Source organism: Parasphingorhabdus sp. SCSIO 66989, assembly GCF_032852305.1.
Taxonomy (GTDB): Bacteria; Pseudomonadota; Alphaproteobacteria; order Sphingomonadales; family Sphingomonadaceae; genus Alterisphingorhabdus; species Alterisphingorhabdus coralli.
In genome coordinates, this window is sequence record NZ_CP136594.1 from 2724889 (window position 1) to 2749800 (window position 24912).

The window sequence follows — 24912 nt, forward strand, 5'->3', positions numbered from 1 at the left end:
CGCTGCCAGCCTGTCGTTCCCAGCACGGTTTCATACCGCGCATTGTGGATAGACAGACCGGCAGCGTATCGTGAAAGGCTGGCCAGAGGTTATGCCGCCTTTCTCCCCTTCCTGCGGAAGCTGGGTAAGGCGTTTTGCCCTATTTCTGCATCACCGGAGCGAGGTGAGTTTTGCTTGCGGGCCGAGACTTGCGGTGCGAGTCCTGACCCTGTGCTCCGGTGATGGTTTTAGAAGCTGAAGCCGGCGGTCAGCTTGTAGAAATCACCATCATTGCCGCCTTCAATATCCGCACCTGCTGTGAAGCGGGCGAAGAAGCCGTTACTGGTGGAGAATTGGACATAGGGCCCAAGCCATTGATAGACGACGGCGGTGTCGCCACCAGTATTGCGCGTGTTGGATAGCAGTTCATAATGCGCACCGGCAGAGAAATTGTCGCTGATCTTGGCACCGGCATTGATCCAGGTGTGCAAGAAGTCGAGCGCAAAGTCATCGTTACGATTGCGCAGAGCGGCATAATAGCCGCCATAAAATTCGGCTTCAAAGCTGTCATCGCTATAGTTCATGGTCAGGCTGGGCACGATACCGTCAGCAAAGTTACCGCCGGTGCCGGTGGGTATACCATCCTCCTGAAAACCACTGGACAGCAAGGCACCGTTGGTCAGGCCGATTTGCGGTTTGATGACGAGGTTGCCATCCATAGTATGGATCGCGACACCAGCACCAAATTCCGTCCAAAGGTCATTATCCGATGCAACGCCAGCAGGACCGAACGCCGTGCTGGAGAAACCGGAATTGGTCCACAAAATGCCGTAAAAGCTGAAATCGATATTGTCGCCAATCGGGATCAAGCCATTAAATGACGGATAGAAGCCGAAAAAGCTGTCCTGATTCAAAAGCACCGAGAAGCTCTCCGACCGCTGCGACGAACCTTGTGCTGCGGCGGCTGCAGCAACCATTGCCGCACTTCCGTCAGCAGCGACCGTGTTGGCGGTGGCTTTGGCGGGCGTGTCAAAGATATCGGTGCCGGTGCTGCCATCAAGCAAAAGCGCAGTCGAATTGGCCGATGTCAGCGCCGTATCCAGAGTCACGGCTTCGGCATTATCAACCTCGACAATATCAACAGCAATATCCGCTTCATCGGAAGCAACGTTCTTGTTGCTGTTCTTGATGGCATTGACTTTGCTGTCGGCGACAACGCTCAGATAGGCCGACTTGTACGACGTCAATGCAGCGGCGCCGTCACCCGCCTCGGCAAAGGCCGGGGTGGCGGCGATAGTACTTAACGCCGTGGCAGACAGGAAAAGGGGTAGACGAGTCTTCATTTGGAACGCTCCTTAAAAAAGGTTTTTTCACGTTCCACCTGCGTGTAATTTGCATCGCCTCTCGGGGGGCTTTGTCATTTACGAAGGTTTGGTTACAAACCCCGCACTTCTATGTCAATAATTACATCTGAAATGAAATTATATTACATAGCCTGTCCTTGAAGGACGGATTCTCCAGTATTTTCAACGCTGTGGTGCCTTAGGCCTTGATGATATGTCTGTCCTTTGGGACGACATAATGGCCAATTTAGCGCCAATATGACAAACAACTGTGGCGCCAATGCAACATTGGCGCCACAGTTTTCGTTCCAAGATATCCTAGTTCAGGAGAGCTGTTTGCGCATCCGCTTGGCCCGGCTTGATGGACTCGGATGGGTCGACAGCCATTGCGGGCCGCTGCTGCCACCGCTCATGCCCGCCAGTTTTTCCAGCGCCGTAACGCAAGCCTGACGGTCATAGCTATTGTCGGTCATAAACTGCATGGCATAGTCATCAGCCTGACGCTCATGCTTCTGCGAGTGCTGCGCGGAAATCACATTGCCGAACAGCGCGCCGAGTTGCGAGTTGGCAATCTGGCTGACTTTACCGCCCGCAGCACTGGCGACCCCAAAGGCCGCTTCTTTCTGAAGCGCGCCCTGCATCCGCTTTTTGGTGTGGCCGCGCTTAACATGACCGATTTCATGGCCGATCACATAGCGCACCTCATCATCGGTGAACTGGTCCATCAGTCCGGCGAAGACGCGGATGGTGCCATTAGCCATGGCAAAAGCGTTCACATCCTCAACCAGATAGGCTTTGATATCGAGGTCGAGCCCGTCATAGGTTTGAAGGCCCTGCGACAGGTTGGCGATGCGCTTACCATAAGGGTCGTCCATCGAGGCAACCGGATTCTTGCTATCCATGTCCTCGGACATCTGGTCGAAAAAGACCTTCATTTCTTCATCATTATAAGAAGCGGCATCAATGACCTTCTTCGCCGCGTCGAGCTTGCGGCCAAGATTGAACTGGGCATAGAGCGGAGCGGTCGCACTAACACCTCCGGCCAATGCGGCAAGGAACATCATCTTGCGGCGGGTAAGCAATATGGTTTCATCCTGGGGAAGGTTGTCGCTCATTACATAGTCTCCATCATACGGTTGCCGATTAGGGGGAAGCGGCAAAAACAGTGCCTAAACCTTACTGTTTTTACGCTGTTCTGAACACATGGAAGATTGTAAAATTGCCTCTCAGGCTAGCGATTATGCCTCTCTGCCCCACCCGGTTTCCGCCCCACCAAGTGCCAAAAAAGCCGCTTTGCGGACAAAACGACCAGAATATCCTGCGAATGCTGTCGTAATTCAGCGGCAATGGCGCTATCTCTTGCTATGGGGACATTGTCGAAAGGCTTGTACGTGCGGCGAATAACAGGGTGGGTGCGCAGTCACCCCATCATCTCCGGCATAGTGGTCCTCGCTATCGGTTTCATGGGCTATTGGCTTTTTGCCGGGTCATCTCCTGGCTATGAATATGTGACCGAACCAGCATCTCGTGGCGACGTGGTGCGCACGGTGTCCGCCAGCGGAAAGTTACGGGCACTGAATACCATCAATGTCGGTTCGGAGATTTCCGGGCAGGTCACCGCGGTCTATGTTGATTTCAACTCACCCGTAGAAGAAGGTCAGCTACTTGCTGAGATTGATTCTACCCGCCCTAGGGCGCAGGTGACGCAGGCCAGAGCACAGGTGGACCTGGCCCGCGCCAGCCTGGCGCAAGCGCTGGCCGCCATCCGTCAGGCAGAAACCGACGTCCAAGTGCAAACCCGCGAATTTGAACGGCGCAAGGTGCTGGAAGAAAAAGGGTTTGTTTCTGGTGCAGGACTTGATCAAGCACAGAATGCTCTGGTCACTGCCAAGGCGACATTGAGCACTGCCAAGGCACAGGCGCAAAGCGCCCGGGCACAGATAGCGCAAAGTGAAGCGCAACTGGCCTCAGCCGAACTCGATCTGCAACGCACCCGGATCATCGCGCCAGCAGCCGGTGTTGTGATCAACAAGCTGGTTGAACCAGGCACCACCGTTGCCGCCAATTTCCAGACCCCTAATCTGTTTCAGATCGCGGCGGATACCAGCAAGATGCAGGTTGAGGCCTCGGTCGATGAAGCCGATATTGGGCAGGTCAAACAGGGGCAGACCGTTCGCTTTACCGTTGACAGCTATCCCGGCGAAACCTTCCGCGCCAAGGTGCAGCAAATTCGAAAGTCGGCAACCGAAGCGCAAAACGCCGTCAGTTATCTCGTCATCCTCGATGTTGACAACAAAGATGGCAAATTGCTCACGGGGATGACGGCCAATGTCGACATAGAAACCGGGCGCAAGCGCAATGTTTTACGTGTTCCTGTCAGCGCCACCCGCTTTCGTCCGCGCGAGGAGGATCGCCCGCAGACTGATGATGCGCAAGGCGCCAACGCCAAGGACAAAGCCCCCGACAAGGCCGTGATCTGGGTCGCCGGTGACGATCCATTCAGCCCGGAAAGCAAGACCATCAGCATCGGGCTGAGTGGCGAGGATTTTGTTGAAGTCAAAGAAGGGGTTGCACCCAAAGAAGAAGTGTTGGTGCGCGTTCGCACTGTTGGCGGCAGCGAGGCGCAGGCACAATGAGCGCCCCGCTGGTCGAGACGCGGGATCTGGTCAAGACCTATACGCTGGGCAGTGAAACTATCCATGCCGTGCATGGCGTATCGCTCAGCATAGAGCGCGGCGAATATGTTGCGATCATGGGGGCCAGTGGCTCGGGCAAGTCGACCTTTATGAACATGATCGGCTGTCTGGACGTACCGAGCGAGGGCGATGTGCTGATCGACGGCATCGCAACCGCGGATATGGGCAGCGACGCGCTGGCGGCATTGCGCAATCGCAAGATCGGTTTTGTGTTTCAGCAGTTCAATCTGCTGGCGCGCACATCCGCGCTCGACAATGTGGCGGTGCCTCTCATTTATGCCGGGCTGAGCTCCGCCGAGCGGCAAAGCCGCGCCAAGGCCAAGCTCGAAGCGATGGGACTTGGTGAACGGCTTGACCATACACCGGCTAAGCTCTCGGGAGGTCAGCAACAGCGTGTGGCCATCGCCCGGGCACTGGTAACCGAACCGCTGATCCTGCTCGCCGATGAGCCTACCGGCGCGCTCGACAGCGCAACCTCTGAAGACATTATGTCGATCTTTGAACAACTCAATAATGATGGCATCACCATTATAGTCGTCACCCATGAAGGCGATATTGCCGATCATGCCAAACGCCGGATAGAGTTTCGCGACGGCAAAGTGATAGAAGATCGCGCAGTCACCAATCGCCAACTGAAACATGCCTCGACCGAGGCCATGGCCTGATGGGCGGGCGCATATGGCATCTGCTCTCCGACTGGATGGTCAATATTGCCATCGCGATGACGGCGCTCCGCACCAATTTGATGCGCTCGATCCTGACCATGCTGGGTGTGATGATCGGCGTGTTCGCGGTGACACTGGCGGTTGCGGTTGGCGCCGGAGCTCAGGTTTCGGTGATGCAATCAATCAATGCGCTCGGTTCCAATATGGCGATTGTCATCCCGGAACCCGAAACCAGCGGGCCAAGGCGCAGCTTTGACCGCGGTCGCCTGACTATGCGCGATGCCCGCGCCATCCAGAAACAGGTGCCCGGCGTCGAATTTATCGCGCCGCAATTGCGTTCTACTGTGCAAATGACCGTGGCGGGAACCAACACTTCGACCAATGCCATTGGCACAACCATGCGCTATGCCGAAATCACCAATAGCGGGGTGCAATCGGGCCGCTTTCTCGACGAAGCCGATCAGCGCAGCGCTGCACGGGTTGTCGTCCTCGGCACCACTGTAGCGCAGGAGCTTTTCGGCGATTTTGATCCGGTCGGCCAGACGGTCCGGATCAACCGCATCCCGTTTTCCGTGATCGGCTTGCTCGAATCCAAAGGATCAACCTTTGGCAATGACAATGACGACACCGCTGTCATCCCGATAGCAACCATGCGCCAGCGTTTTGTTGGCGACACGCTGTCCGGGCCGGATGATCTCAACCTGCTGTTTGTCGGTTTCTCCGATGCAACTTCATTGGTGCAGAGCAAGGAAGAAATCACCCGGATTCTGCGCGAGCGCTATCGGGTTGAGGAAGATGCGCTCTCTCCCTTCACCGTGCGCACCACTGAGGAGTTTTTGCGCGAGACCGAGACGGTGACCAGCATCTTCCAGATTGTGCTGGTAGCGATTGCGTCCATCTCACTATTGGTCGGTGGTATCGGCATTATGAATATTATGCTGGTCAGCGTCACCGAACGCACGCGCGAAATTGGCTTGCGGATGGCGCTGGGGGCAAGGCGCAGCGATATCCGCAACCAGTTTCTGGTTGAGGCAGCGGTCTTATGCGTCCTCGGAGGGACGGTCGGCCTGATCCTCGCCTGGATCAGCGGTATTGCCCTCGCCGCTTATGCCGACTTTCCTGTGCCCATCGGCATCGGCGTAGCGATCGGTGCGATCCTGTTTTCTGCACTGATCGGTCTGTTGTTCGGCGGCTATCCCGCAATCCGGGCCTCACGACTATCGCCGATTGAGGCATTGCGCAGCGAATAGTCTTCCAATCAGCGTTCTTATCTTTCCTGCTTAGATGATCTACCTTACCCGTTCGCCTCGAGCGAAGTCGAGAGGCCAGCGCCGGTGGAGAGCAGTGTCTCGACTGCGCTCGACACGAACGGAGTATTTCTAAACCGACTTACGCAATGCGTTACACGCTCTAGCGCGCCGCCAGCACGTCATCGGCGACAAAGGCATTGGTCTTGCGTTCATGGCCGAAAGTGCTGGTCTGGCCATGGCCGGGGACGAAGGTGATGTCATCGCCGAGCGGCCAAAGCTTGCCGGTAATCGCGTCGAGCAAATCCTGATGATTGCCGCGCGGGAAATCGGTGCGGCCGATAGAGCCCTGGAACAGCACATCGCCAACAATCGCCAGCTTGGAGGGCGCATGGTGGAACACCACATGGCCCGGCGTGTGACCCGGGCAATGGATAACGTCGAGCACCAGATCGCCCACCGTTACCTGCTCGCCATCATGTAGCCAGCGATCAGGCTCAAACACTTCACCGGCAATGCCATAGTTGCGGCCATCATCCTCCAGCCGCGAAATCCAGAACCGGTCTTCCTCATGCGGCCCTTCAATCGGCACGCCAAGTTCCTTGGCCAGCTTCCCCGCTTCACCGCAATGATCGATATGGCCATGGGTGATCAGGATTTTTTCCAGCTCCGCGCCCGATTGCTCAAGCGCCGCTTTGAGCCGCGGCAGATCGCCACCGGGGTCGACAAAGGCCGCCTTGTTGGTCTTGGTGCACCAGAACAGGGTGCAGTTCTGCTGCAACGGCGTCACCGGAATGATCGCGGCGCGCAGGGGCGGCTGGGGAGCCGGGTTCATCGAAGAGGTGACATTGCTCATTCGCGCCGATGTGGCAGGGGTTAGGAGGGATTGCAAGGCTGCGCAAAGATATCCCCTCCTCTTCAGAGGAGGGGCAGTGAGACTTAGGGCCGTCAGGCCCTTAGTCGCAGCGGGGTGGTGTTGCCACAAGAGAAGAATTCGCTAGCGCGAGCTCGGCTTCGCCTCGCCACCACCCCAACCCCTCCTCTGAAGAGGAGGGGCTAATATATTTCATAGCCGCCGCCCGGCCCAGACAACGCGGCCGACAACGGCAACACTATCCAGGCCAAGGCCCTGCATGGAAGGATAGGCAGGGTTGTCGCTCAACACCGAAACACTGCCATCAGGCTGAAACGCCAGCCGCTTAACCATAAGCGCATCATCGCGGCGCAACACATAAACCCCATCGCGGCGCGGTGTATCGCCGCTTGCCATCTCGACCATGATGTCGTCGCCATCGCACAGCGTCGGCTCCATCGAGTCCCCCTCGACCCGGATCATATTGAGCGCAGCGTTGGCAAAGCCCTGCCGGCGCAGCCAATCCTCATCAAAGGCCAGTTCGCTTTCGACATGCTCGCTATCGGCCATACGCCCCGGCCCTGCAGAGGCCCCTATAGAAAGCTTCGGAATGGGTCGCAGGAATTTTCCTCTTACTCCCATGGCTGAACGTGATGCAGCGGAATTAGTAGGCAGAGAATCATCCGTGTTGCGCAACAGGTCTTCGGATACACCGAAAAACTGTGCCAGCAATTGCCGGTCGCGTTCGGCCAATCGTGACGGCGTACCCCGCCGGATAAATTGCTGGATATAGGCCGGATTGCGACCCAGCATATCGGAGACACCGGCATAGCTGACCCCACGATCAGTAATCAGCCGCGCCAGAGTATCGCGCACTTTCTGGTTATCGGTCATGCACTCACTATAGCATAGGATTTTTCCTAGACAAGTAGGATTTTACTTGTCACTTTTTCCTACGTTGTAACACGAATCACCCGAAAGGATGCCCAATGACGGTTTTGCGTACTGTAGAAAGATTTTTAAGACGCCATGATATGCCCCGCACCAAGTTCGGGCGGCTGGCGGCGCGTGACCCGCGCCTGGTCGACGATATGCGCAATGGCCGCGAACCGCGCAAAGCGATGCGGGAACGAATAGAACATTTCATGAACAGATATGAGGGAGAGCGCACACATGCTGATGCACGTTGAAATCAAGGCCGAGAGCAGCACCACCGGGCATGACCCGGCAACAGCGCTGATCCGCGAGTTAATCGCGATCACCGACGGTGCGGCGCAGTTGCGCTTTCATGAAGGCCATGACTGGGCCAGCGCTACTTTCACCGGCATGCGACATCGGCTGGCGCTGACCTTCTCCGGCAGTGATGGGGTGATTGTCGGGCATGTTCTGGCGGATCGGCTGGAAGAGCATGAGTTTTCTCTGAAGCACCATGTCGTCATCGATATTCACGTCGCGCATCGCGTTGAGCGGCATGAGGGGGAGCCGACGCTGTTGCTCGAAATTGAGGCGCTTACGGTGGAGGACGGGTAGCGGCCTAGGCAATGTCTATCATTTGGCTAAAGCTAGAAAGTTTGAGCGCTAAGGCGCTAAGATTTTTAAGAGGTTAGAGCTTTGCATCACGATAGTTATTAGCCACACGCTTAAGCCCTTCTTTCAAAGTTATGCCGCCGAAATTTATGAGTAAACCCAGCGGTAGTTTCATTAAACGCAGATAGGTCAATGTTTGCTTGGTATGAATTGGTGCCAATTTAGGCACAGACTTGATTTCAAGAAGCAACTGGTTCTCGACTAGCAGATCAAATCGGAATGCATCGGCATAATCCAGACCATCGACAGTAATCCTGACCGGCTTTTGCCGGTCAATTTTTAACCCACGCTTTTCCAGACGGTTAGCCAACACTCCCTCGTAAACCGATTCCAGCAAACCCGGCCCCAAGTCAACGTGCACACCCATGGCCACATCAATGACAATGCTAGCAAGTTCTTCCAACCGTTCAGACAAGAACTGCCCCCTTAAAAATCTTAGCGCCTTTGCGTGAAATTAATAATCTAAGGCAACCGTATAGGCCTGCTCGCCATTTGCGGACCGAACCAGTCGCCGATATCGGGCGCGTCTTTCACCTTATAGGGCAGGCCTTTACTGTTAAGGAAAAGCCGTTCCATCTCGCTGCGGGTAAAGGGCCGCGCGCCCAGTCGGCCGAAAACCGCCATCTGGCCGCCAGTCTCATCCACACCGCGGTCACGATCCAGCCCCTTGGACAACGCCAGGGCCGGTTTATCGGTGCGGGCAAAGGCGATCAGTTCGGGCTTGGGCGCAGGGGAGAAGCCGTAGAATTTCGGCTGGCTTTCCGGTGACGTCAGTTGCAGCACTTTCAGGCCATTGCGGCCATCGGCGACATAGGCGAACAACGTCGCATTGGTGGAGCCGACAATCACATCCTCGGCATCGTTGAGCGAACCGTCAGCAGTGTAGCGCATATATTCCTGCGGTGCTTCGGGATTGGTCACGTCGAGGATCACCAGCCCGTCCTGTTTCGCCGCGACATAGGCATAGGTGCGCGCCAGATAGAGTTTGCGCGCATCGGCCAGTCGCACCGTCGCCTGTGGCACTGCGACTGGCTGGCGCAACTGGGTGATGTCGAACAGCTTCACGCCCTCTGCGTCGGTCACCCAGAGATAGCGGAACTGTGCCGCACTGGCACGCGCATCCTGTAGCGGGATTTGCGCCGTCAGCTTTGGATTGGCCGGGTCGTCGAGATCGAGCACCACGAGACCCGCATCGGTGGTGATATAGGCGATATGCCCGGCGAGAGTGATATGCCGCGCGCCATTGAGCACCCCGCCCTCATTCCACGCCCTGGCGCCATTGGCGAATGTCATCCGCTTGAAGAAATTGTTGCGAAACTCGCCATCGGCCAGTGTATTGATATCGACCAGCACCAGCCCCTCAACGCTGTCGGTAATCACCGCATAGTCGTAAATCGGGTGGAAGGCCTGCTCCTGATTTTCCTCGAGCAATGTCCGCGGCGTGCCATCTTCTTCGATAATCTCGTTGCCATCGGCATCGGTGAGGTTGGTGGCAGCCATGTTGCGGTTGCGATCGGGCGCGATCGGCTGGTTGGTGGCCAGCGCCATGCAGGTCGCGTTCTTTGTCTTCACATGGGTGTCATGCCCCAGCGAGGAGAAGGGCGCGCGGACAATGCGCTCGGAGAAACCCTTATTGCCGATTGAGGCCACATCATAGGCGCGGAAACCGCCCTTGCCCTCGGCGACGAACATATATTCGCCGCGCAGTTGCAGACAGCGCACCGCTCCTGAGGTATCCTGCACCACATTGGCAAATTCTTCGAGCGCTTTGGTCTCGCCCGACAGATCATCATCAAATGTATCGCCGCGTACCCAGTTTTTCAGCTCACGGCCATTATCCTCGACATGCATCCGCCAATAATCGGGATAGGCATAGCGCTGCAGATAGGAGCCGATGACCGCTTGCGGTTCGTCCCATTCGGTAACCCGCACCGCCTCAAACGCACCATCCATGCCAACCCAAGCATGCAGGCCGACAAAGTTGACGAAATTGGTGCCAAGCAACAGTACCTGCGCCATGATCGCGTTATTGTCATTGGCCGCGCTTAAATGGCAGTCGGAGCACATTTTGGTCTCGGTCTTGCGAACTGTATGCGGGAAATGCGGTGCAAAGGCCTGAGACGAATAGCCCGAAGCGGCGATTGGCGGCTGCTGCACATAGATGCGCTCGCGGTTGATATTGGTCGAGGACAGGATCAGCGCCGAGGTCGAGCGGATCGGCGCGATCATGCCCAGCGGCTTGCCATTTTCATCGACCTCGGTGCCCGCCTTGGTGGTCTGGTGTCGACCCAGCTGGAACATCTGGTCGCGCGCAACCTGAGGGTTATAGGTGGCATAGTTGCGCGTCTCGCCATCCTCATATTTGTGCTTTTTCGATTTCCAGTTCGCCTCGATCGGCAGGTGGCAGCCGCCGCAACTGGTGGTCCAGCTCAAGTGACAGGTGAAACAGGCCATATTGCCGTCATCATGCGCGCGTTCCGATGGCATCACCCCGGTGCCAAAGCGATATTCGCCGGTTTCCGAACCCGATTTGGCGACGAGCTTGGCGCGCGCCGACTTGATGTTGAAATCGGGGTGGCTGCGATTAACGCTATCCTTGGTCAGGCTGACGCGCCAGCTCAGTTCTGGATCGATAATCGAGCGCTGGATCAGCGTGCGGCGGCCATTCGCGTCTTCAAACCATTCAAAGCGGCGCTTGCCATCGGGGTTGCGGAGCAGCGCCAGATTTGTCCCCTGCGGACGCGCTGCGAGATTGGAGGTTTTGAGCGTTGGATATTCATCCGCCGTGCCATGGCAATCCTTGCAGCCAATCTCCACCGCATTGGCAACCTCGCCATAGATCAGGCCATTACCATGGCTGTCTTGTGCGAAATGGCAATCGGCGCATTGCATGCCGACCTCGGCATGGATGTCCATCATATGGACCGATTTGCCGGGATTGGTGCCGGGCTTGACGAATTTCTCCTCACCCGCTTTGCGGAATTTTTCAGGGTCATCATCGGCAACAATATTGCCCTCGGCATCGAGCAAATTCCCTGCCCGATCGCGTTTCAATATCGCGCGGAAGTTCCAGCCATGGCCGTGATAATCAGCGAATTGGGTGTCGTTCAATTCGTCATTGAGATCATAGACATTGCGCAGGAAATCGAGGTCTGCCCATAGCCCTTTAGGCGAAGCGCCTTCGGGATTACGGTCCAGAACCGCGCGCACCTCGGCAGCGGTGGGGAATTTCTGTTGCTTGTAAATCCGCTGATAGTCCTCATCCGAGATGCCCTCTGGCCGCGATGTGGTGTTTTCCGGACCCGGCCACATCTTCGGCGCGTCGGATTCATAATCCCACATGGTGTATCCGAGATAGCTGTTCAGAAAGATATTGGGCTGGTGCATATGGCAGTTCATGCACTGCGCCGTCGGGATGGCGCGGGTAAACTGGTGCTTGAGCGGATGACCGCGCTCCTTCTCACCCGGCCCGCCAACGCCGCCATGCGGATCATCGCCGTGATGCCCTTCGTTATGATCGCCACCATGGCCATCGCCACGTGCTTTTGCAGCATCATAACTGCCATAGCTGCCAAAGCGTTTCTGTCCCTCGGTGAGGTTGGCGATGGTCGGGTCAGCCGTCACCGTCTGGCCATCACGGCCATATTGCGCATAGGTTAGACTGTGGCGCGGCTCGCGATCATTGGCATAGACCACATGGCAGGCGGCGCAGCCCGAGGTGCGATAATCGCCCGGCTGGTCGTTGGTACCCATCTGCCAGAGGAAAGGGTCGTTGAGCCGGGTCTTGTGGATATTGAGCACCGGAATGGCGACACGCAGACCCGTGCCGGGGCCGCGATTGGATTGTTTCAGATCGGGCCGTCCGGGCTCCTCCAGCCGCTGGATGATCCCGCCTATATTGGGCAGGCCAATCTCGGGGAATTGGGTGTTGATATTGCGCCCGCCACGCTCAAACACGCGGAAGATATCGCCCGGCGGTATGACATGCCAGGTCGGCAGCGGATACATCACCGGCAAGGCCCCGCGCGCCTTTTGCTCCGCGCTTACCGTGCCGAAAGGTTGGCCATCTTCGGGCATGGCGGACTTGATCATCGCCGGTTTGCCGGTGCGGGTGAAGGACTCGCCGAAGATATAGTTTTTGAACGGGACAATGCCGTTATTATAGGCCGCTCCGCCCCAAAGCATCGCCCCGGTGGACATGAGCGAGCGCTCGGACGCCTCGATAACCTCGATATGACAGGCGCCGCAGGCCTCGCGCACAACACGATAATCGGATGGATTGACGAAGCGCACAAATTCCGGCGCTTCCTTGGCGATCAGGGCATAGGATCGCTTGGGGTTGGCGCTGGAAGGCCAGTGCCACGCCTCGGGGTATTTCGGCAGGACATGCGCATTTTTCAGCGCTTCCATATAACGCGGATCGCTCCAGCCCCATGCATTATCGCCGGTGACGCTGGCATCGCCGCCATGGCAATCGGTGCAGCCGAGCACCACCGCGGGCGAGGCATGCATGGTCTTGTGATCGCTGGCGGTGTGGCAGCTCTGGCAACCCACGCTCTTGGCATCCGCCTCGGCCCAGTCCTGATTGCGCGGTGCAGGCGGTGTAAAGCGATATGTGATCTTTTGCGGTTTCTCTTTCTTGGCGGCAAATCCGGTATCCGGTGCACCGACGGCCAGCGTCAGGCCGAGCGCCAGCACCGCCACCAGACGGGCCAGAAAAGCCGGGGTCACAGCGACCCGATTAGAACGCAAAAATCGCATTGAACAGCACCGAATAATAACGATCATCATTGCCCGCCTGGGTGAACAGGTCGGCAAAACCATCCGAAGGATCAAACACTGCGCCGGACAGGCGGAAAACGATATTCTGCGTCGCCTTGGGCCGCCATATCGCCGCCATCGACAAGTCCCAGCCTATCGCATTGGGGATCGAGCCCTCATTGCGCAGCGCCTGCAGAGTGGCGGTATCATCAAACCATAGATGGTTGGCATTGCCCGACAGGCGTATCTCGGGCGTCAGGTCAAAATCCGCGCCTGCGCCGAGCAATATCGTGCCCGGATTGTTGAAATTGGACTGCCCCTGCTCCTTGGAGGAACGCAGCGAATTCAATATGCCATTGCGGCCATTGATGCTGACCGCGCGGCCACCACCGGCAAAGGGGATGGTCTGACGGATCCAATAGCTGGTGTCGGCTCCGGCAAAGATCGGATTCTCGAAAATTGCGTCAAATCCGGCCTCGGTATTGTTTTCCGGGTCGCTGTCGCCGCTGGCGAACAGCCCCGACAGGCGGAAACGCATGAAATCAACATCATAGCTCAGTTCCGCCGCAGCGAACCAGGCGGCGATATCGGCGGGGCGGCTGGTGAAGATGCTGTTGCGGTCCTCACCAAAGGCACCATAGAGCTGGCCAGTGAGGTTCAATCGCCCGATACGGCCATCGACCGCATAACCCAGATAGACCACATCATAATCACGTCCGCGCAGATCACCGAGCAGCGCCGGACGAACCGGGAAGCCATTATCATCAATCTCGATATCGCCTGCCTCGCGGTTCATATTATAGGTGACCGAGACCTGGCTGGTCAGGCCGACAACCGGGAAATCCTGGCGATAGAGATTGGCGAAGAAGACATAGTCGCTGCGCGGTGTCTGGGTGACATCATTCAGGCCCGAATTGGTGTCTTTTTCAAGCCGCATGAACGCGCCGAGATTATACTGCACCCGGTTATTGTCACGGGTGCCGAACAGGCGGACGCCGAGTTGGTTATCCTGAAACAGAAAGCCGCGAAAATCGGCCTGCATCGGCTGAATGCCAATACGGCCGGAATCAAAATCATAGCGATCCGAAGTGTTACGGAAGTGGTAATCGACAAAGGCTTCCTGCACCCCGATAAAATAGTCGGTGCGGTTGCTTGAGCGGCTGGGCTCGACAAACAACACCCGGCGTTCGGGCACATCGACATGGTTGACCTGTGTGGCCAGTGTCAGCCGATATTCGACATCGGGCGGCTTATAGGCGGTGGAACCTTTGATCAGCGCAAAACCGGTGATGAAGGTCTGCGCCAGCACCAGCGAGTCCGCGCGGCCAAAGACGTCATTACTTCCGGGGCGTTCGGTCGTCTGCACACCGACCGGTATCGGGAAGCTGCGTGGTTCGACCACCGTGTCGGAAATTGCATTGGCGACAAAGAACCACTCGCCCTCGCTTTTCAAACCAAGGAACTTCGGCGTGGCGCAACGCGGCTTGCCCTCCGCCTTGCGCCGTGCCTGCTCTTCATCGGTGGGGATGCAGATCGGACGGTCACCCTTATAGGTGTTCTGATGATAGGGATCGAACCAGCGTTCCTTGACCACGCCAAGCGATTCAATCAGCCGCCAGCGATCTGGCACCGGGAAATCATCGGTGGGGAAAGCCTCAGGCGGCGGTGCCCGCACGGCACCGGGATTGTCCTGTATGATCGGATCGGGCAGTTCCTTCTCGACGCCCGGGCGGCGGCGGCCATCAATCAGTGCATCCTCGGCATCGGGGCCAGCTTCGCCCTGCTGAACCTGCTGCTCCGGTTCCGCCACCGGCGGTTCCGCCTGCATCATGGGTGCAGTCGCAATCAGTGAAAGAAGGCCTGCAGCAAGCGTCATCACAGCCCCTCACAGACATTCTGCTGCGCCGTATCGAGAAACGGCGCAAAAGGGCAGTTGATATAGCGCAGCCTTACCCGCGCATCACCGAGATCAACGACAATCCGGTCGGCGCGGATTTCCGGCGGTGCATTGCCGATAGTACCGAGCCGCACCCCGGCATTATGCAGGCCGAGAAAGCTGACCATATCGTCCTGATCGATACCATCACCGGAGACGCCAATGCCGCCGACAAGCTGATTGCCGCGATAGATCGGCACCGAGCCGGGGAAAATCTGGATGCCATTTTCCAGCCGGTTCTGCCCCGCCACCGCGTCAGGCACAGAGGTACAGCGATTGGCGGTGTCATTGGCCGCAGCGCCGACAACAAAGCTGGCATGTTCCAGGATATTGCCCGCCACCAGCTGCACCTGCAGCCCGGTGGCAAAGGGGTTGAACTGTTCAATCGGGCGCGACAGCGGACCATTGGGGCGACCCACCTCGCCATCGGGGAAATAGGGCCGCGAGAGATTGCCGCCGGAACGGTCGGCAAAGGCAAAGGTGCCGGTCAGGGCATTGGGATCACCAAGAAAATCACGCACCCGCTGGACAAATTCAGGAACCTCACCGGGTGTTGCGAGCAATTGATCAGCCGCGACGGCATTGGAGAAAAATGCCGCGGTGCGCGCCTTTTGCAGCGATACATCAGTGCCGAACATCGGCGCATCGGGCGAGCGGACAATACCCAATATCTCGCCATGGGTATCGACCAGCGAGATGGTGGCCTGCATCCGGCTGTCCAGCGGTCGGCGGATTTGCCCGCGGGCGCGGCTCATAATGATAAACGCCTCTTCGAGAACAGCGCGTACTTCGCCGGCAGTCAACGGCTGCGCGATACTGCCGCCATCGGTGCCACCGCGGATCGGAAAGCGATTATTGCCGCTGCCATCGGTGAGGACAAAGGCGTCGCTGTTGGAAAACTCGGCGGAAGTAGCGGCGCGCACACCCGATGCCTCGGTGCCATAGGCTGTGCCTGCGATAATGCCGCCATTGGTATAGCCGCGCACCGCCACCAATGCACCCGAAGCGCCGTTTATAGCGGCGAAATTGCCCTGTAACGGCGCGAGATCGTCTGCCTCGGCATCGCTGAACCGCAACGATGTGCCATCGACAGTGATACGCTGCGCAAGGATTGCAGAAGGCGGCACAAAGTCTTGCTGCCCGGCCAGCGCTATCGCTTCCTCATCATCATCGTCACGGTCGAGGATATTGAAATCAAGGCCATAATCGCCATCGCCCATAATGCCGATGCCGCCTACCACAACACCATTCTTGTAAAGCGGCAAGCCGCCGGGATCCGCCGCCAGCCCCAAGGGGGAGCGCTTTGGCCCGATAAACTGCCCCGGCCCGCCGCCCGAGAGAAAGCGGGCATTGAGGTCGGAACAGGGCAGCTGACTGAACTGCACCCCGAAAAGCGGGCCACTCTCCAGCCCCACAGTGGTTGGAGCAGGCGGGAAATGCTCCTGCACAATCTGACTCGCGGTGCGGCTGGAAAAGGCATTGCCGCCACTGGAGAGATACGCCCCGGTAATGGCCTTTGCGATAGCAGCGAGTTCTGCGGGAACATCGAGGCCCTGCGCATCGACAGTCGGATTGCTGGGGCCACTGGCAGTCTGGATGCTGGTCTGCGCTGTCGCGGCGGCACCATTCATGCGGAATACACCGAGCACATTGCCGACACGATCCACCACCGCGATCACCGATGGCAGATTGCGTGCCTCGGCCTCACCCACCGCTTGGGCGATGATCTGCTGCACCTCGTTTGCGGTTAAAGCCTCGCGTGCTGGCGGCGTGAACAGGCCCCCGCTTGGCGGCGCAGGCGTTGGACCCGGAGTTGGTCCCTGTATCGGCGGCGGGGGTGGGTTGGTGCCGCCATCATCACCGCCACAGGCGCTGACACTCGCCAGCAGCAGCGCCGTGGACACAGTCAGGCCGACAAACCGCCGCATCGCCATTATTTCAGCGTCCTGATGGTACGCACCGCACCGCCCAATTCACGGCGGAAAGCGGTCGGACGGAAGGCGTTGGGTTCGGCAACTGCTGCATAGGCATCATTGATCTGGATACGCAGCGCATTGGCCGCGCGCGCCGACACCGCGCCGTCATTGACCAGCCCGGACAGTAGCGTATCCACCGCCATCACTGACTGCACCGCACCCTCATAATCGGTAAAGCGCGGCGAAATTGCCTCGCTGGCAATGCTGTCCATAATCGCGAATGTCTGCGCCCGGGTGAAATTGCTGCGCGAAAAGCGATCAGCGAGTTTGCGCGCGAACTGTTTGAGCTTGCGCGCCTCGGTCACCGCCGCTTGCCTGCCCTGCCCCATAGCGGCATGGAAGGCGCGGGTACGCTCCTGATAAGCGCTGTTCAAATCGGGCGCGACGACCCGCACCGCAGCGGCCAGCATGATCATGTTTTCATCATTATAGGGCGGCATGCCGGTTGGGATTGGTCGTCCCGGATTGCTCAGGAAAGTGGGCCGCGCATCCGGGTCATCATAGATACGGCGATGGCAGCTATGGCAGTCATAAAAATAGAATTCGGGGAACAGCCCCTCGGTGCCAAAAGAGGGGCGCGAAAACAGGTCGAGCGAGCGGTCAAGCGCCATGGCCTGCCCCACCGCCCAGAATCGCACTGAAGATGTCCGCCCCTTGCGCTGGATATAATCGGCATCCTCATCATGATGCTGTTGCAGGGTGGAAAACAGATCGAGCTCGAACGAGATACGCGGATGCCCGGCCGCCATGATCCGGTGATCAACAAATTGCCCCTTATTGGTGCTGCCGAAATGGCAATCGAGGCAGACATTGGCGCGTGCCTTGGGATTATTCAGCGGGATCAGGCCGCGCGCGACATTATTGGCATGGCTTGCACCGGTGGCATAATGGCTCGACAGCCAACCCTCGGCAGGACCGTGACAGGCTTCGCAGCCGACACCATCGCTGAGCTGAAAACGCGGACCGGTGCTGGCCGCAGGCGTAGCGTGACAGCCAAGGCACATTTCAGCCGAACGCGGATCGCCAATGCCCAGCTTCTTGCCAATGGCGAGGCTGCGCGGCTCGCCCAGCACACGGAAGGCCCGACTATGCGCGCCACCGGGCGTGGATTCTTCCTGCCAGCGCATCAGTTCGTCTTGACGCACTATTTCGCCATCGGCCTCATTGCGGCCATGACAGGTGGAGCCTGCGCAACTGGCAACACCCATATGGGTGCCGCGTATAGATGCAGATGATGCCTGCGCCTGTACCGGCTCCGGCGCGGCCACGCCAACCACCAAGCTCGAAACCAAGCTGAAAAAGACAGCAACAACCAGCAGCAACAGCCCCGGTCGCAACGTCATGGCGTTGCGGCTGTGCAAAAACCTGCCCAGCGGACTGGTCCGGCGACCGGCGAACCGGTCTTCTGTGCTGCAATCTTGCATCGTCTTTATCAGCCCGCAGCATTGCGGCGGGTCCCTCAAGTCAAACGATGCGACCCCTCATTTCCTGCTTACATCAATTTGCCCGGCTGGTCACCCCACAAGCCGTTATAAGCCAATATTTATCCTCTATTCTCACGGTCTTATGTGCGCCGGATCACCAGATTGCGGATTTCTGTCAAATCCTCCATCGCAAATTTGATCCCCTCACGGCCCAGCCCGGAATCCTTCACCCCGCCATAGGGCATATTGTCGACGCGATAGCTCGGCACGTCATTGACTACGACGCCGCCGACATCGAGCGTGTCCCAGGCGTCGAGCGTCTTGAACAGATCGCGGGTAAAGATGCCTGCCTGTAAGCCAAATTTGCTGTCATTAACCTCGGCCAGCGCCTCGTCAAAATCGCTGAATTTTGACAGGATAGCCAGCGGGCCGAAGGCCTCTTCACGCACCGCATTGGTATCGCGCGGCACATTTTCCAGCAGCGTCGCTTCCAGCATGGCCCCCTCGCGATTGCCACCGACAAGCAATGTCGCGCCGGCTTTGATGGCTTCCTGTATCCAGCCATCCAATCGCGACGCCTCGCTTTCACTGATCATCGGGCCAACGAAAGTTTTGCGGTCTTTCGGATCACCTGCGATCAGGGTCGCGGTCTTGGCGACCAGCATATCGCGGAATTGGTCATAGACATTCTCATGAATGATAATCCGCTGCACCCCGATACAGCTCTGCCCCGACTGGTAGAACGCGCCAAAAATAACCCGCTCCAGCGCATCGTCCAGATCAGCATCCTCATCGATAATCACCGCAGCATTGCCGCCCAGTTCTAGGACAACCGGCTTTTTGCCCGCCTTGGCCTTGAGCGCCCAGCCAACGGCAGGCGAGCCGGTAAAGCTGAGCAGCTTCAGCCGGTCATCCTCGGTAAACAGATCGGCACCATCGCGGCTGGCTGGCAGGATGGAAAACGCCCCTTTGGGCAGGTTGGTTTCTGCCAGCACCTCGCCCATGATAATCGCGCCCAATGGCGTCTTGGAAGCCGGTTTCATCACAAAAGGACAGCCCACCGCAATAGCCGGGGCAATTTTGTGCGCCGCCAGATTGAGCGGGAAGTTGAATGGTGAGATAAAGCTGCAAGGGCCAATCGGTACCCGTTTCCAGATACCCTGATAACCGCGCGCTCTCGGCGAAATATCGAGCGGCTGGACCTCTCCCGTCATCCGCACCGATTCCTCCGCAGCGATGCGGAAGGTATCGATCAGCCGGGTCACCTCGCCCTCGCTGTCCTTGATCGGCTTGCCCGCCTCAACACACAAGGCATAGGCAAGCTCGTCAAACCGCTCCTTGAAGCGCGAGACGCAATGCATCAGCACGTCTTGCCGCTCATAGCTCGCCATCTGCGCCATCGGTTCAGTCGCGGCGACCGCACCGTCGATGCCAGCGTCAATAATATCAGGCGTCGCCAATGCGGTGCGAAACGCCACGTCGCCGGTATATTTGTCGGTAACCACCAGATCGGTATTGGGCTGCACCGCCACATTGTTGAGATAGAGCGGATAGGTGTCTTTCAACTGGGTCATTCTGGCTCCTTCTCCCCTCCCGCAAGCGGGAGGTGAATTTATCACTCAAACCTTGGCACTCAATTCCTTGAGCTCATGGTTCAAAATCCGGTCATTCTCGGAGTAGTCGACAGGACAATCAATCAGATGCACGCCATCAGTCGACAGGCAATGGTCAATGGTTTCCTTCAAATGCTCAGCGCTTTCAATGCGATGACCATGCGCGCCATAGCTTTCGGCATATTTCACAAAATCGGGATTGTCATAGGTCAGGCCCCAATCCTTGAAGCCCATATTCGCCTGTTTCCAGCGGATCATGCCATAGCTGCTGTCATTGAGGATCAGCACGGTGAGATTGAGGCCAAGGCGCACCGCCGTTTCCATCTCCTGGCTGTTCATCATAAAACCGCCATCGCCGCAAATCGCCATCACCTTGCGTTCAGGATAGAGCATCGCCGACATCATCGCCGAAGGCAGCCCTGCGCCCATGCTGGCAAGGGCATTGTCGAGCAGCACCGTATTTGCGCGATGCGCCAGATAGTTACGGGCAAACCAGATTTTATAGACGCCATTGTCGAGCGCGATAATGCCATCTCCGGGCATCGCCTCGCGGATGACCTTGACGAGATGCGGCGGGAAGATCGGGAAACGGGCATCGCTCTCTATCGCTATTGCATGGTCTATCTGCGCTGTACGCGCGCGATACATGGTTTCGAAATTCCAATCGGGCGAGACGACAATGTCTTCCTTCATCTGCCAGATGGCATTGCCGATATCGCCAATCACCTCAATTTGCGGGAAATAGACCGGGTCAACCTCGGCGCTGTTCATTGAGATATGGATAACCTCTGCGCCACCTGCCTCCATAAAGAAAGGCGGTTTTTCAATCACATCATGGCCGATATTGACGATAAGATCGGCTGCCTCAATCGCACGGTGAACATAATCACCCGCTGACAGCGCGGCGCAGCCCATATATTCGCCACGGCTCTCATCCACCACGCCCTTGCCCAGTTGGGTGGTAACAAAGGGGATGCCGGTTTTCTCAACAAATTGCGTCAGCATCCGCCCGGTGGTGGTGCGATTGGCACCGCCGCCAAGCACCAATATCGGTGATTTTGCCGCTTCGAGCTTCTTGACCGCCGCACGAATGGCCTTTGCCTCTGCAACCGGCCGCCGGGTCAGGCTGGGTGTGATGGGCGTGGAGTCGGTTTCTTCGGCAGCCACATCTTCGGGGAATTCTATATGCGTCGCGCCAGGCTTTTCTTCCTCGGCCAGACGGATCGCCTCACGCACCCGGCTGGGGATATTGTCAGCCCCGGCAAGCTGGTGGGTAAATTTGGTGATCGGTCCCATCATGTCGACAACATCAAGAATCTGGAATCGGCCCTGCTTCGAATGTTTGATCGGCTTCTGTCCTGTGACCATCAGGATCGGCATACCGCCAAGCTGCGCATAGGCAGCAGCAGTGACAAGGTTGGTTGCGCCGGGGCCAAGTGTTGCCATGCATACGCCGGTCTTTCCGGTATGGCGGCCATAGGTAGCGGCCATAAAGCCAGCGCCCTGTTCATGGCGGGTGAGGATCAGTTTGATCTTGGTCGAGCGCGACAGGCTGTCCAGCATGTCGAGATTTTCCTCGCCCGGCACGCCGAAAATATATTCAACGCCTTCTTCCTCGAGACACTGAATGAAAAGGTCTGATGCTTTGGTCATGATATAAGGCCTCCCTCCTTGCCAGATATGTGCACATGATACGGGCGACCCATGTGATCGACAGCATGAAAATAGCCTCGCTGCCCCTAACGATCCGGTTACTGCATAGGCAATTATCGCTGCGATGTCACCCGGCTATGCCGCAGATCACCAATGCACCAAAAGCGGCTGAAGCAATCAATATCCCAGCGTCAGGTCAACCTGGTTTTCCAATGGTTTTCCAGTAACATAGGCCGCTGCATTGCGCAGAAACAGCGCCGCGGAACGGGGGAACATTTTTTGCTGTGCTCGGCCGGAAAGGTGCATGGAAAGCTGGACATTGGGGAGCGACCACAAAGCATGGTCTTTAGGCAGCGGTTCGGGGCTGGTTACATCCAAAAAAGCGCCCGCGAGTCGCTTCGCCGTCAGTGCTTCGATCAGCGCATCCTGATCGACACAATCGCCGCGTGCGATATTGACCAGAAACGCCTCCAGCTTCATCGCCGCAATCTGTTCTGCGCCGAACAGAGAAGAGGTTTCGGCGGTTGAAGGCATGGCCAAGACGATCCAGTCATAATCGCCAATCCGCGCCTGCCAGTCGTCCGCGCCCAATATGCCCTGATCAGGCCGTGCGGTGCGGGCCACCCCGGTCACTTCAACGCCAAAGCCAGACAGCCGCTCGCCAATAGCGCGGCCAATCGCGCCATAGCCGATGATCAGTGCTTTGGTCTCATACAGTTCGACCACGCCCGGCGAAGCGGTCAGCCATTCGCGCTTATCGGCTGCGCGCACAACATTGGGGTACCCTTTCGCAAGCGACAGCATCCCCATCACCGCATATTCGGCCACGGCTATGGTGTTGATACCCACGCCATTGGTCACAATCGTGCCGCGTTCGGCCAGTTCTTTCACCGGGAAATGATCGAGCCCGGCATAGATGGTGGAGAGCCATTTGAGGTTTTCGCCCGCCAATACGATATCCTTCATCGCCAGCGGGTCGTTCATATCGACCCAGGCGATTTCGGCATCGGCAATTTCCGCCTTGGCCTCATCGGCGCTCATAAACCAGACCGGTTCTATGCCGTCGGGCAATTGGCCCTCCAACAGCGGTCGGATCATTGCGGAGATAACGGCTTTGGCCATCCTTATATGCTCCGATCAGAACCAGGGCCGTTTATTGCGGACATATCTCTCTTCAAAATCACCATCAGAAGTCACCAGATAAATGATGAATTCGATCAAGGCGATAAATGATATCACGATCGTAGGAATGAATAGCAAAATCATTCCGAAAATGCTGAGCAAGAGCATCGTAAGCCCCGCGCCACTATAGCCGAGATAGAATTTGTGCGCTCCAAGGCCGCCGAGAAAGAAGGCTAGTAACGCCGCTACAATCTTGTTCTTTTCATTGACGACCGGCGGACGCGTTGCCACCGCATCAAGACGGAAAACACTGGTTGCATCCCTGCCCTTGGCTTCAAAATCCACCAACGCCCCAATGGCTGGGGGCGCTTCAGCGCGCCAGTCTGCCCTGTCAAACTGATAGCGTTCACCATCGTCACCGGAAATCTGTCCCTTGCCGGTTTCACGATCAACGCCGAGAATTTTCCCTCGCATGTCCTTGCCTCTTTTGATTCACATATTGGTGGCAAGGGTAGAGAACAGGCTGGCAAAGAGGCAAGCATGATCTGGCCCGGGATCGCGCTTTTAGACAGAAGGCATTAGTCGACCGACAAAACCCAATCCCAGCCCAAGGCGTCTCCGTCCATCGCCTCTACACCCTTGGCCAGCAGATCATCGCGAATGGCATCTGAGCGGGCAAAGTCCTTGTCGGCGCGCGCCGCTTTGCGTTCTTCCAAAGCCGCTTCGATCCCGGCTTCGTCAATAGCCGCATCTGCAGGCGTAATCCGCAAATCGGCGCGTGAAAGGCTGAGCAGGTTGAGACCCAGAACCGTATCCATCCTGGTTATGGTCGCAAGACATTCAGGCGCGTCGATGCGCTTCTGACCGAGCAGATTATCAACAAGCGTCAGCGCCTTGGCGGTGTTGAGATCATCGCTGACCGCTGCATCAAAATCGGCCAATGCCTGCACCAATCGCGGATGGCGCGGCGCATCAGGCACCGGCAGATCGCCGACCTTGGCCTTCAGCTTGTCCATCGCCATGACCATGCGCTTTAGCCGGGTCAAAGCCGCGTGCAGATTGCTCCAGCTGAATTCCAGCTCGCTGCGATAATGCGCCTGCAGGCACATCAGGCGATAAGCCAACGGATGAAAGCCCTTATCGACCAGCAATTGCAGCCGCAAAAACTCGCCTGCAGACTTCGACATTTTGCCGGCCCGGTCGATCAGGAAGTTATTGTGCATCCATATCCGCGCACCACTGCTGTCACAGCAGCCAAAGGCCTGGTTTTGGGCAATCTCATTAGGGTGATGGATTTCACGGTGATCAATGCCGCCGGTATGAATGTCGAAAGGATGCCCAAGCAATTCCTTCGACATGACCGAGCATTCAAGGTGCCATCCCGGCGCGCCGCGGCCCCAGGGGGAATCCCATTCCATCTGCCGCGTTTCATCCGCCGGGGTTTTGCGCCAGATGGCAAAATCCTGCGCGTTGCGCTTGCCCTCAACCGTATCGATCCGGCCCTCGCCTTCATCGGTCTCGGTACGCGCCAGGCTGCCATAGGCGGGCACGGTCGAGACATCGAAATAGAGGCCGCTATCCAGTTCATAGCAATGCTTGTCCTCAATCGCCTTGCCCCAGTCGATCATCGCATCGACATAGTCGGTGGCTTTGGGATGGTGCGCCGGCCTGCGGACATTGAGCCGCGCCAGATCGGCCTCAAAGTCCGCTTGGTAATAGGCAGCAATATCCCAGGCGGATTTGCCCTGTTTGCTCGCCATTTTCTCCATCTTGTCCTCGCCGGAATCGGCGTCATCGGTTAAATGGCCAACGTCGGTAATGTTGATGACATGGCGGAGGGTATAGCCCTTGAAGCTCAATGTCCGGCCCAGCGTATCTGCGAAGATATAGGCGCGCATATTGCCAATATGCTGATAATTATAGACCGTCGGACCACAGCTATACACCCGCGCCTCACCGGGATGGATGGGCTGATAAGGCTCCAGTGAGCGCGTCAGACTGTTGAACAGTTGTAGCTGCGCCTGTTCAGGTGATTTTGTTACATCGGACATGCGCGA

Annotated in this window: 19 protein-coding genes; 5 read left to right on the top strand and 14 right to left on the bottom strand. The window is 57.5% G+C overall.

Annotated features, from left to right (window positions below):
* Positions 1–227: 227 nt before the first annotated feature.
* Entirely contained in the window at positions 228–1322 is a 1095-nt protein-coding gene (locus RB602_RS12785; protein ID WP_317080981.1) for a DUF6733 family protein, read from the bottom strand.
* Between the two features lie 323 nt (positions 1323–1645).
* Positions 1646–2437: a M48 family metallopeptidase gene (locus RB602_RS12790; RefSeq protein ID WP_317080983.1), complete on the bottom strand. Its 792-nt coding sequence runs from the start codon at positions 2435–2437 to the stop codon at positions 1646–1648.
* Between the two features lie 297 nt (positions 2438–2734).
* Here RB602_RS12790 and RB602_RS12795 point away from each other — a divergent pair, with 297 nt between their 5' ends.
* Genes RB602_RS12795 through RB602_RS12805 form a run of 3 tightly spaced genes read left to right on the top strand, consistent with a single transcriptional unit; the run spans position 2735 to position 5933 of the window.
* Positions 2735–3958: an efflux RND transporter periplasmic adaptor subunit gene (locus tag RB602_RS12795; protein WP_317080985.1), complete on the top strand. Its 1224-nt coding sequence runs from the start codon at positions 2735–2737 to the stop codon at positions 3956–3958.
* The gene (locus RB602_RS12800) at positions 3955–4683 is read left to right on the top strand and encodes an ABC transporter ATP-binding protein (RefSeq protein ID WP_317080987.1); all 729 of its coding nucleotides are present in this window, start codon (positions 3955–3957) and stop codon (positions 4681–4683) included. The genes RB602_RS12795 and RB602_RS12800 overlap by 4 nt, the downstream gene beginning before the upstream one ends.
* A complete protein-coding gene (locus RB602_RS12805) occupies positions 4683–5933 on the top strand; it encodes an ABC transporter permease (protein WP_317080989.1) in 1251 nt (416 codons plus the stop codon). The genes RB602_RS12800 and RB602_RS12805 overlap by 1 nt, the downstream gene beginning before the upstream one ends.
* Before the next feature lie 160 nt (positions 5934–6093).
* Here the strand turns inward: RB602_RS12805 and RB602_RS12810 are convergent, their stop codons facing one another.
* Together RB602_RS12810 and RB602_RS12815 are read right to left on the bottom strand one after the other, a co-directional pair.
* Entirely contained in the window at positions 6094–6786 is a 693-nt protein-coding gene (locus tag RB602_RS12810; protein WP_317080991.1) for an MBL fold metallo-hydrolase, read from the bottom strand.
* 210 nt (positions 6787–6996) lie between these two features.
* The gene (locus RB602_RS12815; RefSeq protein ID WP_317080993.1) at positions 6997–7677 is read right to left on the bottom strand and encodes a S24 family peptidase; all 681 of its coding nucleotides are present in this window, start codon (positions 7675–7677) and stop codon (positions 6997–6999) included.
* Between the two features lie 140 nt (positions 7678–7817).
* Here RB602_RS12815 and RB602_RS12820 point away from each other — a divergent pair, with 140 nt between their 5' ends.
* Both RB602_RS12820 and RB602_RS12825 read left to right on the top strand, forming a co-directional pair.
* Positions 7818–7973: a hypothetical protein gene (locus RB602_RS12820; protein WP_406568363.1), complete on the top strand. Its 156-nt coding sequence runs from the start codon at positions 7818–7820 to the stop codon at positions 7971–7973.
* Entirely contained in the window at positions 7957–8313 is a 357-nt protein-coding gene (locus tag RB602_RS12825) for a hypothetical protein (protein ID WP_317080998.1), read from the top strand. The genes RB602_RS12820 and RB602_RS12825 overlap by 17 nt, the downstream gene beginning before the upstream one ends.
* A 73-nt stretch (positions 8314–8386) precedes the next feature.
* Here RB602_RS12825 and RB602_RS12830 read toward each other — a convergent pair whose 3' ends face one another.
* From RB602_RS12830 to cysS, 10 genes are all read right to left on the bottom strand, one after another.
* A complete protein-coding gene (locus RB602_RS12830; RefSeq protein ID WP_317081000.1) occupies positions 8387–8785 on the bottom strand; it encodes a GxxExxY protein in 399 nt (132 codons plus the stop codon).
* A 47-nt stretch (positions 8786–8832) separates the two neighbouring features.
* Positions 8833–13131, bottom strand: coding sequence for a hypothetical protein (locus RB602_RS12835; RefSeq protein ID WP_406568364.1), 4299 nt, complete (start codon positions 13129–13131; stop codon positions 8833–8835).
* Positions 13112–15007, bottom strand: a complete 1896-nt coding sequence (locus tag RB602_RS12840; protein ID WP_317081002.1) for a hypothetical protein — start codon at positions 15005–15007, stop codon at positions 13112–13114. The genes RB602_RS12835 and RB602_RS12840 overlap by 20 nt, the downstream gene beginning before the upstream one ends.
* Entirely contained in the window at positions 15007–17001 is a 1995-nt protein-coding gene (locus RB602_RS12845) for a heme-binding protein (RefSeq protein WP_406568365.1), read from the bottom strand. The genes RB602_RS12840 and RB602_RS12845 overlap by 1 nt, the downstream gene beginning before the upstream one ends.
* Positions 17001–18386 (bottom strand): multiheme c-type cytochrome, encoded by a 1386-nt coding sequence (locus RB602_RS12850; protein ID WP_406568366.1) that lies wholly within the window; start codon positions 18384–18386, stop codon positions 17001–17003. Before RB602_RS12850 ends, RB602_RS12845 begins: the two co-directional genes overlap by 1 nt.
* A 221-nt stretch (positions 18387–18607) precedes the next feature.
* On the bottom strand, positions 18608–20041 hold the full coding sequence (locus tag RB602_RS12855; RefSeq protein WP_317081004.1) for an aldehyde dehydrogenase family protein: 1434 nt from the start codon (positions 20039–20041) through the stop codon (positions 18608–18610).
* 45 nt (positions 20042–20086) lie between these two features.
* The gene (locus RB602_RS12860; protein ID WP_317081006.1) at positions 20087–21733 is read right to left on the bottom strand and encodes an acetolactate synthase large subunit; all 1647 of its coding nucleotides are present in this window, start codon (positions 21731–21733) and stop codon (positions 20087–20089) included.
* Positions 21734–21910: 177 nt separating this feature from the next.
* Positions 21911–22855 carry a D-2-hydroxyacid dehydrogenase gene (locus RB602_RS12865; RefSeq protein ID WP_317081008.1) on the bottom strand — a complete coding sequence of 315 codons (945 nt, stop codon included), beginning with the start codon at positions 22853–22855 and terminating at the stop codon, positions 21911–21913.
* A gap of 15 nt (positions 22856–22870) precedes the next feature.
* On the bottom strand, positions 22871–23329 hold the full coding sequence (locus tag RB602_RS12870) for a TM2 domain-containing protein (RefSeq protein ID WP_317081010.1): 459 nt from the start codon (positions 23327–23329) through the stop codon (positions 22871–22873).
* A gap of 104 nt (positions 23330–23433) precedes the next feature.
* Positions 23434–24906 carry a cysteine--tRNA ligase gene (gene cysS / locus RB602_RS12875; protein WP_317081012.1) on the bottom strand — a complete coding sequence of 491 codons (1473 nt, stop codon included), beginning with the start codon at positions 24904–24906 and terminating at the stop codon, positions 23434–23436.
* Positions 24907–24912 lie beyond the last annotated feature (6 nt).